Annotated in this window: 18 protein-coding genes; 12 read left to right on the top strand and 6 right to left on the bottom strand. The window is 72.5% G+C overall.

All coding sequences use genetic code 11. The features are described 5' to 3' along the window. Positions 1–10: 10 nt before the first annotated feature. The 4 genes from C8N24_RS13110 to C8N24_RS13095 are packed head-to-tail and all read left to right on the top strand — an operon-like array spanning position 11 to position 3,997. Entirely contained in the window at positions 11–1,000 is a 990-nt protein-coding gene (locus tag C8N24_RS13110) for a glutamine--fructose-6-phosphate aminotransferase (protein ID WP_121250565.1), read from the top strand. Next, complete coding sequence (locus C8N24_RS13105) at positions 997–1,818, top strand: DMT family transporter (RefSeq protein ID WP_121250563.1); 822 nt, start codon at positions 997–999, stop codon at positions 1,816–1,818. Before C8N24_RS13110 ends, C8N24_RS13105 begins: the two co-directional genes overlap by 4 nt. Positions 1,819–1,858: 40 nt before the next feature. After that, positions 1,859–2,299 carry an NHL repeat-containing protein gene (locus C8N24_RS13100; protein WP_121250561.1) on the top strand — a complete coding sequence of 147 codons (441 nt, stop codon included), beginning with the start codon at positions 1,859–1,861 and terminating at the stop codon, positions 2,297–2,299. Positions 2,300–2,314: 15 nt separating this feature from the next. Further along, a complete protein-coding gene (locus C8N24_RS13095; protein ID WP_121250559.1) occupies positions 2,315–3,997 on the top strand; it encodes a virginiamycin B lyase family protein in 1,683 nt (560 codons plus the stop codon). Between the two features lie 6 nt (positions 3,998–4,003). On the opposite strand, the gene C8N24_RS13090 is transcribed toward C8N24_RS13095, so the two are convergent. Both C8N24_RS13090 and C8N24_RS13085 read right to left on the bottom strand, forming a co-directional pair. Then, positions 4,004–4,765: an MBL fold metallo-hydrolase gene (locus C8N24_RS13090; RefSeq protein WP_121250557.1), complete on the bottom strand. Its 762-nt coding sequence runs from the start codon at positions 4,763–4,765 to the stop codon at positions 4,004–4,006. Positions 4,766–4,768: 3 nt separating this feature from the next. Further along, on the bottom strand, positions 4,769–5,449 hold the full coding sequence (locus tag C8N24_RS13085; RefSeq protein ID WP_121250556.1) for an HAD-IA family hydrolase: 681 nt from the start codon (positions 5,447–5,449) through the stop codon (positions 4,769–4,771). A gap of 93 nt (positions 5,450–5,542) precedes the next feature. Here C8N24_RS13085 and sucC point away from each other — a divergent pair, with 93 nt between their 5' ends. From sucC to C8N24_RS13070, 3 genes are all read left to right on the top strand, one after another. Next, positions 5,543–6,682 carry an ADP-forming succinate--CoA ligase subunit beta gene (gene sucC / locus C8N24_RS13080; RefSeq protein WP_121250554.1) on the top strand — a complete coding sequence of 380 codons (1,140 nt, stop codon included), beginning with the start codon at positions 5,543–5,545 and terminating at the stop codon, positions 6,680–6,682. Next, positions 6,682–7,569, top strand: coding sequence for a succinate--CoA ligase subunit alpha (gene sucD, locus C8N24_RS13075; RefSeq protein ID WP_121250552.1), 888 nt, complete (start codon positions 6,682–6,684; stop codon positions 7,567–7,569). Before sucC ends, sucD begins: the two co-directional genes overlap by 1 nt. 86 nt (positions 7,570–7,655) lie before the next feature. Further along, the gene (locus C8N24_RS13070; RefSeq protein WP_121250550.1) at positions 7,656–8,924 is read left to right on the top strand and encodes a delta-60 repeat domain-containing protein; all 1,269 of its coding nucleotides are present in this window, start codon (positions 7,656–7,658) and stop codon (positions 8,922–8,924) included. Here C8N24_RS13070 and C8N24_RS13065 read toward each other — a convergent pair. Further along, positions 8,902–10,215, bottom strand: coding sequence for a pyridoxal phosphate-dependent decarboxylase family protein (locus C8N24_RS13065; protein ID WP_211339946.1), 1,314 nt, complete (start codon positions 10,213–10,215; stop codon positions 8,902–8,904). The two genes, C8N24_RS13070 and C8N24_RS13065, sit on opposite strands and share 23 nt — an antisense overlap. A gap of 62 nt (positions 10,216–10,277) precedes the next feature. On the opposite strand from C8N24_RS13065, the gene C8N24_RS13060 reads away from it, so the two are divergent. The 4 genes from C8N24_RS13060 to C8N24_RS13045 are packed head-to-tail and all read left to right on the top strand — an operon-like array spanning position 10,278 to position 14,439. Beyond that, positions 10,278–11,504: an RNA polymerase sigma factor gene (locus C8N24_RS13060; protein ID WP_121250548.1), complete on the top strand. Its 1,227-nt coding sequence runs from the start codon at positions 10,278–10,280 to the stop codon at positions 11,502–11,504. Positions 11,505–11,514: 10 nt separating this feature from the next. Further along, the gene (locus C8N24_RS13055) at positions 11,515–12,603 is read left to right on the top strand and encodes an aminotransferase-like domain-containing protein (RefSeq protein WP_121250546.1); all 1,089 of its coding nucleotides are present in this window, start codon (positions 11,515–11,517) and stop codon (positions 12,601–12,603) included. 49 nt (positions 12,604–12,652) lie between these two features. Then, positions 12,653–13,249, top strand: coding sequence for an alpha/beta hydrolase family protein (locus tag C8N24_RS13050; protein ID WP_211339945.1), 597 nt, complete (start codon positions 12,653–12,655; stop codon positions 13,247–13,249). Beyond that, positions 13,240–14,439 (top strand): kynureninase, encoded by a 1,200-nt coding sequence (locus tag C8N24_RS13045; RefSeq protein WP_121250542.1) that lies wholly within the window; start codon positions 13,240–13,242, stop codon positions 14,437–14,439. The genes C8N24_RS13050 and C8N24_RS13045 overlap by 10 nt, the downstream gene beginning before the upstream one ends. Here C8N24_RS13045 and C8N24_RS33930 read toward each other — a convergent pair. Further along, the gene (locus tag C8N24_RS33930; RefSeq protein ID WP_170179058.1) at positions 14,436–14,891 is read right to left on the bottom strand and encodes a VOC family protein; all 456 of its coding nucleotides are present in this window, start codon (positions 14,889–14,891) and stop codon (positions 14,436–14,438) included. The genes C8N24_RS13045 and C8N24_RS33930 overlap by 4 nt on opposite strands. A gap of 49 nt (positions 14,892–14,940) precedes the next feature. Between C8N24_RS33930 and C8N24_RS13035 the strand changes: the two genes are divergently transcribed. Further along, a complete protein-coding gene (locus C8N24_RS13035) occupies positions 14,941–15,696 on the top strand; it encodes a helix-turn-helix domain-containing protein (protein WP_121250540.1) in 756 nt (251 codons plus the stop codon). Here C8N24_RS13035 and C8N24_RS13030 read toward each other — a convergent pair. Beyond that, the gene (locus tag C8N24_RS13030) at positions 15,663–16,007 is read right to left on the bottom strand and encodes an STAS domain-containing protein (protein ID WP_170179057.1); all 345 of its coding nucleotides are present in this window, start codon (positions 16,005–16,007) and stop codon (positions 15,663–15,665) included. The two genes, C8N24_RS13035 and C8N24_RS13030, sit on opposite strands and share 34 nt — an antisense overlap. 70 nt (positions 16,008–16,077) lie before the next feature. Then, the gene (locus C8N24_RS13025) at positions 16,078–17,667 is read right to left on the bottom strand and encodes an ATP-binding SpoIIE family protein phosphatase (protein WP_121250536.1); all 1,590 of its coding nucleotides are present in this window, start codon (positions 17,665–17,667) and stop codon (positions 16,078–16,080) included. Positions 17,668–17,676 lie beyond the last annotated feature (9 nt).

The raw sequence follows: 17,676 nt of genomic DNA, 5'->3' as shown, positions 1-17,676 counted from the left end.
CGTCCTGGCCATGAGCGACATGCCTGAGCTGCGCCCGGGCTCACCGTGGGCGATGGAGGAGATGATCTACGCCGAGCCGGGGCTCGTCGAGCCGATCCTGGCCTCGTCCGCGGCCGTGGAGGCGGCGGAGTCGATCCGCGAGGGCGGACCGGTCGTGATCGTCGGCTGCGGCACGTCCGAGCACGCGGCGCTGGCCGGCGCGGCGCTCATCCCCGGCGCCCGGGCGCGTGATGCGTTCGAGGCCTCGCTCGACCCGCAGAGCGGCGGCGTGTGCATCGGCGTCTCCCACGAGGCGGGGACCGAGGCCACGCTCAAGGCGCTGCAGGCGGCGTCGTACAACGGCGCGCGCACGATCCTCGTCACGGCGAAGCCGGACGCGGTGGCGGGCGGCGAGCTCGCGCCGGACATCGTCATCGGCACCCCGCTCGTGGACACGTCCTGGTGCCACACCGTCGGCTACGTGTCGCCGCTGCTCGTCTTCACCGCGATCGCCGACGCGGCCGACGCCGCCATCTGCACGCGGGTCATCGCCGACACGCTCGAGCACCGCGCACGGCTCACCGACGCCGCCCGCGCGCTCGCCTCCGTCGAGCGGCTGATCGTCACCGGCAGCGGCGTCGACGAGATCACCGCACGCGAGCTGAGCCTGAAGATCGAAGAGGGCCTGCACGTGCCGACCACGCCGCTCGGCCTCGAGAAGGTCCTGCACGGCCACCTGCCCGCCGCCGACGCGACCACCGGCATCATCGTCCTCCGCATCGACCCGACCGCCGCGGCCGCCCGCGACAAGCGCGCACGGGACGTCCTCGCCGCGGTCGCCGAGCTCGGCATGCCGGCCGTGACGGTCGACGCCCTCCCGGAGGGCCACCCGCTCCTCGCGGGCGCGATCGCGCTGCAGCTGCTGACGCTCGAGCTGGTCCACCAGGCCGGCACGAATCCAGATCTGATCCGCCGCGAGCAGCCCGCCTACAAGGCCGCCGCGGACGCCGCGCGCACGTGAGCGGCGCGCCGCTCGCGCTGCTCGCGTCGGTCCTCTGGGGCACCGCGGACTTCCTCGCCGGCCGCGCGAGCCGCACCCATCCGGCGGTGCTCGTCGCGCTCGCCGGCCAGGTCGCGGGCTTGATCGCGCTCGGGCTGATCCTGGCCTTCCGCGGGCTCGACACGGCGGCGCTCCTCCCGGGCGCGATCGCCGGGCTGGTCGGCACGGTCGCGATCCTCGCCCTCTACCGCGCGTTCGCGCTCGGCACGATGTCCGTGGTCGCCCCGATCGCGGCCACCAGCGCGATCGTCCCCGTGCTCGCCGGCGTCCTCGTCGACGGCGAGCGGCCGAACGCGCTCCAGTGGCTCGGCATGGCCGTCGCCCTGACCGGAGCGGCCTTGGCGAGCCGCGAGTCCGTGCACACGAAGGCGGTCGACCCGAAGCGCGCCATCCAGCTCGCGCTGCTCGCCGCGCTCTTCCTCGGCCTCATGCTCGTCTTCCTCGGCCGGGCGGGTGACCACGACGCGCTCGCCGGCGTCGCCATGTCGCGCGTCGTCAGCGTCCCGATCCTCGGCCTGCTCGCCTACCGCGCCGCCGCCACCGCCCCCTGGCGCGAGCTCCCCAAGCTCGGCGCGATCGGCCTGCTGGACACGGGCGCCAACACCGCGTTCGCGATCGCCACCACGGGCGGCCTGCTCAGCCTCGTCGCCGTCCTCGGCGGCCTGTTCCCGGTCGTCACGGTCGCGCTCGCGTTCTTCCTCCTGCACGAGCGGCTCGTCCCGATCCAGCGCGTGGGCGTCGTCCTCGCCCTGGCGGGCATCCCGCTCATCAGCGTCTGAATGCGTTCAAGACCGCGACTCGGTGGTCGATCCTTGGGCCATGCTCCGCACCGCGGCTCTCCTCCTCGCCCTCGGCGCCACGGCGCTGCTGCCCGCGGCCGCCACGGCGGCGCCGTCGGTGTCCGTGTTCCCGCTGCTGACCAGCGGCGCGCAGCCAGGGGCGATCGCCGCCGCCGGTGACGGCACGCTGTGGTTCACCGAACCGGCCAAGAACAAGGTCGGCCAGGTGACGACGGACGGCGTGGTGGCCGAGCGGCCGACCTGGGGCAGCCGGTTCACCGACGTCGCGATCGACCCCACCCTCGGCGGGATGTGGTTCGCCGACGAGGGGGACCATGGGTTCACGATCGGGTACGCGTTCGCCGGCGCCTTCCTGGGCTCGGGCGGGTTGGGCGTCACGCCGACGGCCGTCGCCCCCACCCCGGCCGGCGACGTCTGGTTCACGGAGCCGAGCTTGAACCAGATCGGCAAGTTCACCTGACCCAGCACCACGACCATGTACACGTTGGCGTCGGCCGCGTCGGACCCGGCCGAGATCGTGCTGGGGCCCGACGGGAACCTGTGGTTCACGGAGCGCGCCGGCCGGATCGGTCGGATCACGCCCGCCGGCGTGATCACGGAGTTCGCCGTGCCGACCGCTGGCGCGCAGCCGACCGACATCACGGTCGGCCCCGACGGCCACCTCTGGTTCACCGACCCGGGCGCGCAACGAGTCGGCCGGATCACGACGAGCGGCGTGATCACCGAGCTCGCGGTGCCGACGGTGCCCAAGGACATCACCGTCGCCGCCGGGCACCTGTGGTACGGCGGCAGCGCCGTCGGACGGGTCACGACGAGCGGGGTCGTGACGTCGTTCCCCGTCCAGGCCGACGGCCTCGCGCGCGGACCGGACGACCACCTGTGGTTCACGCGGACCGCCGCCAACGCCGTCGGGCGGATGCTGATCGAGCCGGCCGCCACGCTCAGCGCGACCTCCGCCGCGTTCGGCACCCCGCTCGTGGGGACGACGTCCGACCGGACGCTGACGCTCGAGAACACGGGTACCGCCGAGCTCACCGTGTCCTCGGTGTCCCTCACCGGCGCGACGGCGTTCTCGCTCGCGGCGGGGACCACGTGCGCCGCGGCGACCGTGCTGGCGCCGGGCGGGACCTGTGACGTCGCCCTCACCTTCGCTCCGACCCTCCCCGGCGGGCACGCCGGCACCGTCACCATCGCCGACGACGCGGGCGGCGCACCGCGCACGATCGCGTTGAGCGGCACCGGCACCCCGTTGCCCCCGACCGCGGCCACCGGCGCCGCCTCCGCGACCGCCCCGACCACGGCCACCTTCAGCGGGCTCGCGGACCCGAACCACGCCCCCACCGAGGCGTGGTTCGAGTACGGGACGACGACGGCCTACGGCACGGCCACCGCGCGCCAGGGCATCGGCGCGGGCGCCGGCGGCGTCCCCGTCAGCGCGCGGGTCGGCGACCTTGCGCCCGCGACCACGTACCACGTCCGGCTCGTGACGCAGAGCGCCGGCGGGACCACGCGCGGCTCCGACGTGACGTTCACCACCGCCGACGCGCCGCCCACGCCGCCCGTCGACCCGCCGCCGCCCGCGTCGGCACCGGTGACGATCACGTCCGCACCGTCCCCGATCTCCGCCGCGCGCAGCGTCACGATCGCCTTCACGAGCCCGACCGGCGCGGCGCAGTGCCGGCTGGACCGCGGGCCGTGGATCGCCTGCGCGTCGCCGTACACGCTCAACGGGCTCCTCGCCGGCAACCACGTGCTGACCGTGCGCGCGATCGACGCCTCCGGCGCCCCGAGCGCACAACTCACCGAGGCGCGCTTCCAGACCAACCCGAACGCCCCGGCGATCCGGCTCCGGGACCCCTCGACGGTCACGGTGCCGGCGTCCGGCGTCGTCCCCCTGCACGTCCGCTGCTCGACCAAGGAGGGCGCAGGCCAGGGCGCCTGCACGGGCACCGCCAGCCTCCGCCTGGGCCGATCGATCCTCGGTCGCGGAGCGTTCCGCGCCGCGGCGGGCGCGACCGCGAGGGTCCCCGTGAAGCTGTCGGCGAAGGCCGTCCGCAGGCTCGGGCGCCAAGCGCGCGTCACGGTGGCCTTCGACGTCCGCGACCTCGCCGGCAACCGGCGGACGGCAACGGCCAGCCGGGTCCTGCGGCGCCGCTGACCGGACTCAGAGCCGCGTGAGGTTCTTCTCGTGGATCTCGCGCTGCGCCTTGGTGCGGCGCGCCAGCGGCAGCGGGGAGTCCGGCAGGCCTTCGAGGTAGGCGCGGTCCTCGCGCAGGATCGCCAGGGCGCGCTGCGCGTCGATCGGGCCGCCGTGGCCCGGGACGACGTGCTCCGCCGACTCGACCAGGTGCTCGAGCCGGTCCAGCGTCGCGAGGTAGGCGGAGACCGAGCCGCCCTCGGAGATCATCGGGATCTCGACGGGCGAGAGGTAGTCGCCCGGGATCAGCACGCCGGCCCACGGGACCCAGACGGCCATGCCGTCGGCGGTGTGGCCGTCGGCGGGCTGGAGCTCGATCGCCGTCTCGCCGATGTCGATGAACCCCGGCGTGTCCAGGCGTTGGGCGCCAGGGATCGACAGCGGTGACGGACGCGAGACGTAGAACTCGTCGTCGAAGTCGCGCAGCTTGCGCTGGGCCGCGCCCGGCTCGTTGATGAGCCGTGCCGCGGTGCTCTCCGCGGCGCCGAGCGGCGCCTCCGGGAACGCGTAGCGCCCGAGCAGGTGGTCCCAGTCGGCGTGCGTCGTCAGGACGCCGACGACGTTGAACTCCGCCTGCGCGGCGATCGCCGGCAGGATCTCGAGCTCGTCCGGGAAGACCGGCGAGTCGATCAGGAAGGCCTCGCCGCCACTACGCACCAAGACGCTCGCCGTGGCGAACGCTCGGGAAGTGACGGCGATGACGTCCTCGTGAAGGCCGACCGCGCGCAAGGATCAGGCGACGCCGAGCAGCTTCGCCGCTTCGAGCAGCGTCTTCACCTCGGCCGTCGGCTTCTTCTGCGACGCGTCGAGGGTCTCCTTGTTGCGGTTGACCCAGATCACCGGGACCTTGGCCTTCAGGCAGGGCTCGACGTCGTAGTAGTACGACGAGGTGATGTGCACCCAGCCCTTCTTGGTGCCGATCCGGCGCTCCGCCTCCTTGAAGTGGGCGGGGTCGGGCTTGTAGGACCGCACCTGCTGGGCCGTGACGACCAGGTCGAAGTCCGTCTTGAAGTAGCGACGGGTCTCGCCGAGCAGCTTGTCGTCGACGTTGGAGATGAGGCCGAGCTCGAACTTCTTGGCGAAGCGGTCGAGCTGGGTCTTGGTCTCCTTGAACGGCGGCCAGCGGGAGACCGAGTTCGGGAGGAAGCCGGAACGGGACGGCTCCAGCGGCCAGCCGAGCTGGCGCGAGATCTGGACCGCGGTGCGCCGGAGCACTTCCGCGTACAGCTCGTACGAGCCGTTCTTGATCTCCTGCTGGGTCTCGAGGAAGAGCGGCACGAGCTCCTCCTTAGACAGCGTGTAGCCGTCCTTCTCCGCCTCCTTGGCGAAGGCGTCGTACACCCCGGTCTCCCAATCGATCAGGGTGCCGTAGACATCAAAGGTGACGAAGGTGACTTCTTTAGGGAGGGGCATCGCGGTCGTGCATGATGACATTTCCGCGCGCGAGGCCCGCCGGAGGGTTTGCGCAGTCCGTCACAACCCGAGCGGTAAGCTCGGCCGTCCGCCATGGATCTACTCGAATATCAGGGCAAGCAGCTGTTCGCCCGTCATGGGGTGCCGGTGCCCAGCGGCTCCCCCGCCACCACCGTCGAGGAGGCCGTCGCGGCGGCCGACGAGATCGGGTATCCCTGCGTCGTCAAGGCGCAGGTGCAGATCGGCGGCCGAGGCAAGGCCGGCGGCATCAAGGTGGCGAAGGACCGCCAGGAGGCCGAGGAGCACTCCAAGGCCATCCTCGGGATGGACATCAAGGGGCACACCGTCCACGAGGTGTGGATCGAGGCCGCGTCCGACATCGCCGCGGAGTACTACGCGAGCATCGTGTTCGACCGCAGCGCCAAGCGCCCGCTGGTCATGCTCTCGACGCAGGGCGGCATGGACATCGAGGAGGTCGCGGAGAAGGACCCGACCGCCCTCGTGCGCCTGCACGTGGACCCGCTGCTCGGCTTCCAGGACTTCCACGCCCGTCGCCTCGCGTTCGAGGCCGGCGTGGACGCGGACGTCGTGCGCCCGCTCGGCGCGCTGCTGGCCAAGCTCTACGACGCCTTCGTCAAAGAAGAGGCGATGCTCGTCGAGGTCAACCCGCTGATCGTGACCGCCGACCGCCAGGTCGCCGCGCTCGACGCGAAGGTCACGCTCGACGACAACAGCCTCTTCCGCCACCCGGACAACGCGGCGCTGCGCAACGTCGCGGCCGAGGACGAGCAGGAGCGGATGGCGCGCGAGCGCGGCCTGACGTTCGTCAAGCTCGACGGCAACGTCGGCATCCTCGGCAACGGCGCGGGCCTCGTCATGTCCACGCTGGACGTGGTCGCGCAGGCCGGCGGCTCGGCCGCGAACTTCCTGGACGCCGGCGGTGGTTCGAAGGCCGAGGCGATCACGCAGGCGGTCGAGGTGATCCTCTCGAACCCGAACGTCACCGCGGTGCTGTTCAACATCTTCGGCGGCATCACGCGCTGCGACGAGGTCGCACGCGGCCTGATCGAGGCGTTCGACCAGATCAAGCCGTCCGTGCCGTTCGTGGTCCGCCTCGACGGCACCAACGACGTCGAGGGCCGCAAGCTGCTCGCCGACGCGAATCTGCCCAACGTCCACACCGAGTCCACGATGCTCGGCGCGGCGAAGAAGGTCGTGGAGCTGGCTGGCTGATGGCGATCCTGGTCAACAACGACACGAAGCTCTGCGTCTCGGGCATCACGGGCCGCGAGGGCACGTTCCACACGCTCAACAACCGCAACTACGGGACGAACGTCGTCTCCGGCGTCACGCCCGGCAAGGGCGGCCAGGACGTCGAGGGCATCCCGGTGTTCAACACGTTCCACGACGCCGTCGACAAGACCGGCGCGAACACGGCGATGATCTTCGTGCCGCCGCGCTTCGCCGCCGACTCGATCCTCGAGGCCGAGGACGCCGGCATCAGCCTGATCATCGCGATCACCGAGGGCATCCCCGCGCACGACGAGCTGCGCGTCTACAACCAGCTCACGCGCAATCCGAACGTGCGGCTGGTCGGGCCGAACTGCCCGGGCATCCTGTCGCCGGGCAAGGCGAACGTGGGCATCATCCCCGCGTCGTTCTTCTCCGAGGGCAACGTCGGCGTCGTCAGCCGCTCCGGCACGCTGACCTACCAGATCGGTAACGAGCTGGCCCAGGCCGGCTTCGGCAACTCGAGCATCGTCGGCATCGGCGGCGACCCGGTCCCGGGCTCGTCGTTCATCGACATCCTCGCCGAGTTCGAGGCCGACCCCGAGACCGAGCTGATCGTCATGGCCGGCGAGATCGGCGGCTCCGCCGAGGAAGAGGCGGCCGAGTTCATCAAGGCGAACGTGACGAAGCCCGTCGTCGCCTACATCGCGGGCTTCACCGCACCGCCCGGTAAGACGATGGGCCACGCGGGCGCGATCGTGTCCGGCAGCGCCGGCACGGCCAAGGCCAAGCAGGAGGCGCTGGAGGCCAACGGCGTGCGCGTCGGCCGCACGCCGACCGAGGTCGCGCAGATCGCGGCCGAGATCGCCGGATCGCTCAAGACCGCCTGACCAGAGGCAGGGACGCATGGCAGGCGCCGCCGCGCCTGCCATGCTCTCGCCGCATCGTTCACACGTGTGAAGCGTTGAAGGCTCCGATGATCCGCGTCCTGACCGTCCTTGCCCTGCTGTTGGCCCTGCCGAGCACTGCGCTCGCGGCCGCCGGCGACCCCGACCGGGACTTCGGCCGCCGTGGCACGGTCACGCTGAAGGCCACGGACGCCGATGCCGTCGGCCATGCCGTCAAGGTCGTCAGCGGCAACCGCGTGCTCGCGGGCGGTGCCGCGGCGGGCCAGCTCGTGCTGGTCAAGCTGCGCGCGTCCGGCTCGCTGGACAGCACGTTCGGCACGCGCGGCCAGGTCGTCCCGGCGCTGCCCGGCACGTCGCTGGACGGCGTGAAGGGCATCGCGATCGTGCGTGACGGCCGCGTCGTCGCGTCCGGCACGCTGCGGCTGGCGGACGGCTCCACGCGCTTCGTCACGCTGCGGCTGCTGCCCAGCGGCGAGGTGGACCCGAGCTTCGGCGCGGGGCTGGGCTACGTGCTCAGCGGCCCGGCCGACGTCGAGCTGGGCGCGATGGCGATGGACCGCAACGGCGTCGTCTACCTCGGCGGCTCGTCCGGCGGCGCGCCGTTCCTGATGCGCCTGCTGGGCGACGGCACGGTCGACCCGGCGTTCACGAACCCCGCGCTCGGCCTGACCGGCAAGGTGACGAGCCTGCTGCTGCGCGCCGACGGCACGGTGACCTACACCGTCGCGACCGGTGCGGCCTCGTTCACGGTCGTGCGCCTGAACGCCGCCGGCGCACCCGACCCCGCCTGGGGCGGCACGGGCGTCATCACGCACCCGCTCGGCCCCGGCGCCGGACCCGGCATCGGCGCCGCGGCGATCCGCCAAGGCCCGTCGAACACCACGCTCGTCGCCGGCACCGACCTCACGGCCACCGGCAGCCCGCGCGGGAGCGTCATCCGCATCAAGCCCGACGGCACCGTGGACACGCGCTTCGGCAGCAACGGCGTCGCCCGGATCACGCGCTCGGGCCGCGACCTGCGCATCACGTCGATGGTCCGCGACCGCGCGGGCCGGATCGTGCTGGCCGGCACGGGCCGCGCGCCCGACTCGCTGCTCGTCCGTCTGCGGGCCAACGGCGCCCGCGACAAGGCCTACGGCAGCGGCGGGATCACCTACCCGGTGCTCGGCCAGCCCCCGGGCGGCACGCCGGTCTACACGCGCTTCGACGCGATCGACATCGCGGGCAGCAAGGCGGTCGTCGCGGGCTCGTCGGCCGGCCCGGGCACGCTCGTGCGCTCCTTCGGCGGCACCAGCTACACGGGCCGCTTCGCGCTCACGATCTCACGATTCGACTGACCCGCTCGTGAAGCCACGGCACGTGCGGTTCGTGCTCGGGCTTCATCAGCACCGACCGCAGCACCCGCACGCCGTCGACGTCCAGCTCCACCTCGGGGTGGGCGGCGGCGAACGCGTCGCGGCCGATCCGCAGCGTCGACAGGAACACGGGATCGGGCTCGGTCATGCCCGCCTGCAGCACCCGCTCGGACGCGGCGTCGATCGCCGAAGCACGCGTCCCGCTCGGGAAGTAGGTGAGGATGTCCAGCTCCGGCTCGCGGTGCAGCGTGAGCACGTCGGACTCGCGGATGAGCGCCGCCCACGCCTGCGCCGCCCGCACGCCGGCGGACAGGATCGGCGCCAGGTCCAATGACCGCAGCGTCAGCCACAGGGCGGCCGCCGCGGCGCCCGCGCGTGAGCACTCGAGCGAGATCTCGCCCAGGTGCAGCTCGGCGGAGGTGAAGTACGTGTACGGCGAGTCGTGCTTGTACAGCCGTCCGACGCCCGGGTCGCGGAACAGCACCGCGCCGCACCCGTAGGGCTGCAGGCCATGCTTGTGCGGGTCGACGACGACGCTATCCGCGCCGGCGATCGCGCGGAAGGGCCCGCCGTCGATCAGCCCGCTGTCCGCCAGCAGCGTGAAGAAGCCGCCGTACGCGGCGTCGACGTGCACGCGCACGCCGTACTGCTCGCGGAAGGACACGACGCGCGCGACGTCGTCCAGCGTGCCCGTGCCGGTCGTGCCCGCGGTGACCACGATCGTGCCGACTCCGCCGGTCTGGCAGAGCGCCTCGACCGCGTCGAGGTCGATCCGCCCGGCCACGTCCGCCGGCGCCTCGATCCCCTGCACGCCCAGCACGGCGCACATGCGCGAGTGGGTGTAGTGCGCGTTCGCGCCGTAGACGACCGCCTTGTCCGGGTGCAGCTCGCGCGCCACCCAGAGCGCCTCGAGGTTCGCGATCGTGCCCGAGGACGTCAGGTGCCCGAGCGCGCCGCCGAGGCCGAACATCTCCGCCAGCCACTCGACGACCTCGATCTCCATCGCGCTCGTCGCCGGCCCGCCGTCGAGCGCGTGGTTGTTCGCGTTGATGTGCAGCGCCGCGGTGTAGGCGGCGATCGCGACGGGGTGCGGCGGCTTGAGCATCTGCCCCGCGTAGCGCGGGTGGTGGAACGGATAGCTCGTCCCCATCCGCTCGACGAACTCGCTCCACGCGGCGTCCAGGCGCGCCGCGTCAGGTTCCAGGGCGGGGTGCGAGGGCGCCGGCTCGCGCCAGGCCGCCACCGCTTCGGCAGCTCGCGACAGGTAGTCCACAGCCAGGATTATCCGCACGAACGTCCGTCACATCCCCACCGCCCGACTCGTAGGCTCTTCCAGTGACCCCCGCCCTGCGACTGCGCTCCGATGAGCACCTGGTGAAGCGCTTCCGCGCGGGGGACGAGGACGCGTTCGCGGCGATCCACGAGCGCCATGCCCGGCGCCTGCACGCGACGGCCGCGCGGGCGCTGCGCGCGCACGGCGGTGATCCCGAGGGCGTCGTCCAGGAGGCGTTCCTGCGCGCCCACCGCGCGCTGCGCGCCGACGAGCGGCCGGTGGAGCTCAAGCCGTGGCTGCACCGGATCGTCCGCAACCTCTGCCTGGACGAGCTGCGGCGCACGCGGCCGGTCGCGCTCCAGGACGAGGACCAGCTGGCGGCGGGCGAGGACGTCTACGCCACGCTCAGCCGCCGCCACGAGCTGCGCGCGCTGATCGACGACCTCGCCGACCTGCCCGAGCAGCAGCGCACGGCCCTGCTGATGCGCGAGCTCGACGGGCTCAGCCACGACGAGGTCGCGAGCGTGCTGGAGGTCACCCCGCAGGCGTCGCGCCAGCTCGTCAAGCGCGCCCGCATCAGCCTCAACGCGGCGGCGCAGGCGCGCGACGCGGCCTGCCACGACATCCGCGAGGACCTGCTCGCCGCGCACGACGAGAAGCGCCGCCCGTCCGAGCACGCGCTGCGCCACGTCAAGCGCTGCTCCGCGTGCGCCGAGTTCCGCGCGAACCTGAAGGCCACGCGCAACCGCCTGCGGGTGCTCGTCCCGCCGCTGGGCTTCGGGCCGCTCGGCGGCCTGCTGTCCGCCGTCGGCGGGGGCGGCGGCGTGACCGCCAAGCTCGTCGCGGGCGGCTGCTGCGCCGTGCTCGCGGCCGGCGGCGCGACCGCGTGGGTCGCCGGCCAGAAGGAGGTCGTGCGCGACCGCGCGCCCGCCGCGGAGGTCGGCGGCAAGGCCATCAGCGGCGCACCCATCCGCGCGGGCAGCACGCTCCCGCCGGACGTCGCGATCGCCAAGCTCACCGTCGCGCTGCCCGCGGGCCAGCGCACCTTCAAGCGCGAGACGGCGCGCGTGAGCTGCCCGCCCGGGATGGCCGTGGCCGGCCTGGCGCAGCCGCGCACGCAGGACGGCAAGGCCGCGCTCCGGCGGTTGCGCATGTACCAGATGACGACGGCCGACGTCCGCCGTCTGGAGCGGGGGAAGCCGCCGCGGACGCTCACGATCGAGTACGCCGCGCGACGGCTCGACCAGCCCGTCGTGATCAGCGTCGGGACGTTCTGCAAACGCCGCTAGTCTCCCCGGCATGGCCACGATCTCCTTCGCCCGTGGGGCGCCGTCGCTCGACATCGTTGACGTGGAAGGCCTCAAGGAGGCCTCCAAGCTCGCCTTCGAGAACGACCCGGCGGGGACGACGGCCTACGGCACGAGCGTCGGCTACGTGCCGCTGCGCGAGTGGATCGCCGACCAGCACGGTGTCGCCGTCGAGCAGGTGCTCGTCACCAACGGCTCGATGCAGGCCGACGCGTTCCTGTTCGAGCTGCTCGTGCAGCCGGGCGATGCGGTGATCGTCGAGAACCCGACCTACGACCGCACGCTGCTCAACCTGCGCGAGCGCGGCGCGGACGTGCGCTTCGTCGACCTCGAGGACGACGGCATCAGCATCGACGCGCTCAAGACCGTGCTCGCCGAGGCCGTGCACCCGAAGCTCGCGCACATCATCCCGAACTTCCAGAACCCCGCCGGCTACACGCTCTCGGCCGAGAAGCGCACGGCGCTGCTGGAGCTCGCGGTCGAGCACGACTTCACGATCTTCGAGGACGACCCGTACGTGTCGATCCGCTTCGAGGGCGAGCCGATCCCGACCATGCTCAGCCAGGACGACGCCGGCCGCGTCGTCTACGCGTCCTCGTTCTCGAAGACGGTGTGCCCGGGCATCCGCGTCGGCTACCTGGTCGGCCCGCAGGCCGTGATCAAGCAGATCCAGGGCATCGCGACCAACACGTACATCTCGCCGAACATGGTCGCCCAGTCGATCGTGAACCAGTTCGCCCGCTCCGGGCGCATGGACGGCGCGATCGAGACGGTCAAGACGAACCTCAAGGCCCGCAAGGACGCGGTCGTCACCGCGCTCCAGCGCGAGATCCCCGAGGCGAAGTTCGCCAACCCGTCCGGCGGCTACTTCATGTGGGTGGAGCTGCCGGAGGGCGTCGACGCCGCCGAGCTCGAGAAGGCCGCCGCCCAGCGCGAGGTCCAGTTCGTCAAGGGCAGCGACTTCGGCGGCGCGGCCAACACGCTCCGCCTCGCCTACTCGGGCGTCACGCCGGAGCAGATCGACGAGGGCATCACGAAGCTGGCCGACGCGCTCAAGAGCCTTGGAGTCGCAGCTTCATAGGTACGGATCGGACCCCTCGCAGTACGGCGTGCTGTACGGCGAGGGGCCCGTGGCCGTGCTCATCCACGGCGGGTTCTGGAAGGCCCAGTACGGCTTGGACCTGATGGAGCCGCTCGCGCACGACCTGGCCGCGCGCGGGTGGACGGCGTGGAACGTCGAGTACCGCCGGATCGGCAACGGCGGCGGCGTCCCGGAGACCCTGGACGACGTGTCCGCGGCGATCGACCTGCTGGCCGAGCTGCCTGTGGACCGGTCCCGCGTCGTGACGATCGGGCACTCCGCGGGCGGGCACCTCGCCGCCTGGGCCGCGACCCGGGAGTCTCCGCGCGTGGCCGTGACCGGCGTCGTCTCGCAGGCCGGTGTGCTCGACCTGCAGCGTGCGCGGGAGCTGCGGCTCTCGAACGGCATCGTCGACGTCTTCCTCGGCGACCACCCGAGCGATCTCGCATCGCCGATCGAGCGGCTCCCGCTCGGCGTTCCCGTCCTGCTGACCCACGGCGGCCGCGACGACATCGTCCCGCCCGAGATCAGCGAGCGCTTCGCGGCGGCGAGCGGCGCGTCGCTGATCGTCGAGCCCGACGAGGACCACTTCGGCCACATCGATCCGGACAACCCGCTGTGGAAGGCGGTGCTCGCATGGCTGTGACCCGTGAGGACGCGCTGCGGCTGGACGCGGCCGACCCGCTCGCCGCCTTCCGCGACCGCTTCGTGATCGAGGACCCCCATCGCCTCTACCTCGACGGCAACTCGCTCGGCCGGTTGCCGAAGGGCACGCGCGAGCGGCTGCACCGCGTGATCGACCAGTGGGGTGCCGAGCTCGTCGGTGGCTGGCACGACTGGATCGACGCGCCCACGCGCACCGGCGATGCGCTCGCCGAGGTCATCGGCGCGCCGAGCGGCACGGTGCTCGTCGCCGACAGCGTCACGGTGAACCTGTTCAAGCTCGTGAACGCCATCCTGGACACGGGCGCGTTCACCCACCTGGCCACCGACCAGGACAACTTCCCGACCGACCGCTACGTGCTGGAGGGCATCGCGCGCGCCCGCGGCCTGGAGCTGACGGTCTTCCCCGTGGACCCGCTGTACGGCCCGCAGCCGGAGGACGTGCCCGAGGGCGCGCTGACCGTGCTCTCGCACGTCGCCTACCGGTCGGGCGCCCTCGCCGACGTGGCCGCCTTCCCGGACACGGTGATCTGGGACCTGAGCCACTCCGCCGGCTCCGTGCCCGTCGACGCGGCGCGCATGCGCTACGCGGTCGGCTGCACGTACAAGTACCTCAACGCCGGGCCCGGCGCGACCGGCTACGTCTACGTCCGCGAGCCGGACGCGCTCGTCAGCCCGATCCAGGGCTGGTTCGGCCAGGCGCGCCAGTTCGAGATGGAGCGCCCGTACGAGCCCGCGCCCGGCATCACGCGCTTCCTCGCCGGCACGCCGCCGATCCTCGTCCTCGCCGCCGTCGAGGAGGGCGTGCGGATCACCGCCGAGGCGGGCATCGACGCGCTGCGCGAGAAGTCCGTCGCCCAGACGGAGCTGCTGCTCACCCTGCACGACCAGTGGCTCGCGCCGCTCGGCTTCAGCGTCGGCACGCCGCGCGAGCCGCACCTGCGCGGCTCGCACGTCTCGCTCCGCCACGCGGAGGCGTGGCCGATCTGCAAGGCGCTGATCGAGCGCGCCGACGTCATCCCGGACTTCCGCGGCCCGGACTCCGTGCGCCTGGGCGTCGCGCCGCTCTACACGCGGTTCGTCGACGTCTACGACGCGCTGGACCGCCTGCGCGACCTCGTCGAGCGTGGCGTGCACCGCGAGGTGGACGCGACGGTCTCGCGGGTGACCTAGGCCATCGCCTCCTCGGTGCGGCGCTGCATCTCGGCCTCGTCCATGTCCTCGATGTGGGTGCAGATCATCCAGCGGTGGCCGTACGGGTCGCGCAGCGAGCACGCGCGGTCGCCGTGGAAGGTGTCGTTGGGCGGCGTGACGCCGGTCGCGCCCGCCTCGGTCGCCCGCGCGTACAGCGCGTCGGTGTCCTCGGTGTAGATCATCAGCGCGACCGGCACGGCCTCGTCGGCCTTCGGCGCGACCGACCCGAACTCCGGGAACGAGTCGCTGACGCACACGATCGAGCTGCCGATCTGCAGCTCGGAGTGCATCAGCTTGCCGCCCATCACGAGCTTGAGGCGGACCTGCGCGCCGAACGCGCGCTCATAGAACCCCAGCGCTTCGACGCCGCCGTCCACGGCGAGCACGGGCGTGACGGTGTGGAACCCCTCGGGAATCGGCTTCACAGACATGCGAGCCACCGTAAATCCCCGGAAAGCGCCCGTATTGTAAGAACGCGACATGCACGACGACACCCGCGGCATCCTGCGGCCCGAGGCGTTCCGCCGGCACGTCGTGCTCACCCGCGAGCCGCCCTCGGCGGACCTCGCGCACCTCGTGGAGCGCCACTGGATGGTCGAGTGGGACCTCAGCTCCCCGTTCACGTCCGAGATCGTCACCCACCCGAGCGTGAACCTCACCTTCGAGGCCGACGGCGCATGGATCACCGGCGTCCACACCCGGCGCTGGAACCGCGAGCTGACCGGCTCCGGCCGGGCCATCGCCACCAAGTTCCGTCCCGGCGGCTTCCACGCGTTCCACCCCGTCCCGGCCCACACGCTGACGAACAGCGTGCTCGTCGCCGACACCGTCTTCGGCCCGCTGCGCCCGACGACGTTCGCCGAGATCGAAGACGGCCTGCGCGCCCACGGCTGGACCGACGACCCGCGCGTCGACGAGATCGTGGAGCTGCACGCCGCGATGCTGCGCGACCCGTCGATCACCCGCGTCGAGCATCTGTGCGCCTACGCCGGCTATTCCCCGCGGACGCTCCAGCGTCTGTTCCGCGAGTACGTCGGCGTCACCCCCAAGTGGGTCCTGGACCGCATCCGCCTGCACGAGGCGGCCGAGCGGATGGCCGAGGGCGACGCCGACTGGGCGAGCATGGCGCTGGACCTCGGCTACTTCGACCAGGCGCACTTCATCAAGGCGTTCAAGGCCGTCGTCGGCCGCTCGCCCGCCGCCTACGCGCTGAGCGCCTCGTCCAGCGTCGCGTAGGTCGGGTACGCCTTGTCGAGCCCGGTGATCGCGAGCATGCGCGAGATCGGGGAGCGCGGCGCGATCACGAGCCGCAGGTTCAGCTGGCGGCCGCGCAGCTCGTCGCCGAGCGAGAACATCAGGTTGATGCCCGCGCTGTCGAGGTAGGTGGTCGGCGACAGGTCGACGATCAGCACCGACGAGCGGTTCGTGACCAGGCTGCGCAGCGCGACGCCGATCTCGGCCACGTTGGCCGCGTCCACCTCGCCGTGCACCACCGCGACCGGCAGATCGCCGTGCCACTGCGCCGCCACCCGTGCCAGCTCGCTCACAGGCGAACCATCCGGGCAGCCGCTGACGCGGCGCCATCGGCGGTCGCTTCGAGCATCGCTTCGCAGATGCTCACGCCGCCTGCCTCCCGAGCGTTCGCCGCAACTCCACCCGCGTTCCCTCCTCGTCCTGGACCACATCGACCGTCTCCATCAGTGCCCGCATCATCGAGATCCCGCGTCCGCGGTGCGTGCCGCGCGGCTCGCGCCAGCGTCCGCGATCGCGCACGACGAAGCGGATCACGCCGTGGTCGTGCTCGGCGGTGACCTCGTAGGTCGCGGCGCCGGGCGCGTACGCGTGCTCGACCGCGTTCGCCGAGGCCTCCTGCACGGCCACGATGATGTCGTAGATCTCGTCCTCGCCGGCGCCCCAGCGGCCGAGCCAGCGGCGCAGCAGCGGGCGCATCGCCGGCAGCGTCTCCGCTGACGCGGGCCACGTCGTGCGCAGCGTGTCCGGCAGCAGCTCCAGCCGCGCGCCGAGGATCGCGACGTCGTCGTCCGCGGGCGCGCCACGGACCTCCCCCTCGGCGACGTCCTGGCAGAGCACCTCGAGGTCGTCGGCGCGTTCCAGCAACGCGCGCAGCCGCTCCAGCCCGTCGTCGATGCTCTCGCCGCGCACCTCGACCGCGCCGTCGGTCGCCAGCAGCAGCGTGCTGCCGGCCGGGAAGTCGAACGTCGTCTCGTGGTAAGTGGAGACCGTGGAGACGCCGAGCGGCGGGCCGCCGTCGACCGCCAGCACCGCGGTCTCTCCGCCGGGCGCACGCACCAGCGGCGGCAGGTGGCCGGCGCTGACCAGCGTCACCTGCTCGCGCTCGAGGTCGAGCAGCGCGTACGCCAGCGTGGTCATCAGCCGTTGACCGAGGGTGAGCAGGAGCCGGTTGAGCCGGTCGACGACCCCGGCCGGCGAGTGCCCGTCCAGCGCGTAGGCGCGCAGGCCCGTGCGCATCTGCGCCATCAACGCGGCGGCGCCGATGCCGTGCCCCATCACGTCGCCGACGACCAGCGCGATCCCGCCGCGCCCGAGCGGGAAGGCGTCGAACCAGTCGCCGCCGATGCCCCCGCGCCGTACCGCCGGGCGGTAGCGCGCCGCCAGCTCCAGCCCGGGCACCGACGGCAGCTGCTCAGGCACGAGGCTGCGTTGCAGCGCCTCGACGACGCCGCGCTGATGGAAGAGCCGGGCGCGTTCGATCGACGTGGCGGCGCGGTCGGCGGCGAGCTGGAGCAGCTCCGTGTCGGCCTCGTCGAAGAGCCGCGGCGTGAGCGTGCCGACGTGCAGCACGCCGATCACCTGCTCCTCCACGAGCAGCGGCACGCCCAGCATCGACCGGATGCCCTTCTCGCGCAGGATCGGGTTGAGGATGTCCGCGTGGTCGACGTCCTCGATGAAGATCGCCCGCCGCTCGGCCGCGATCCGCCCGGCGAAGCCGCCGCCGACCGGAATCCGGACGCCCTGCTCGACCTCCTCCTCGATGCCCTTCGCCGCGGTCGCCAGCAACGAGGCGCCGTCCTCCTCGAGCAGCAGGAAGGCGGCGGTGTCGGAGTGCAGGATCTCCGCGATCCGCTCGAGGAGCTCCGTCAGCAGCTCGTCCAGGGGCAGGTACGCGAGACCGACGTCGGTGACGCGCTGCAGGGCATGGAGTTTGCGGAGCTCGTCGTACGCCAACGCGCCAAG

The organism is Solirubrobacter pauli, assembly GCF_003633755.1.
In the GTDB taxonomy this organism is placed as follows: domain Bacteria; phylum Actinomycetota; class Thermoleophilia; order Solirubrobacterales; family Solirubrobacteraceae; genus Solirubrobacter; species Solirubrobacter pauli.
The sequence above is the reverse complement of the archived record's forward strand: the minus strand, read 5'-3'. Positions and strand labels throughout refer to the sequence as shown.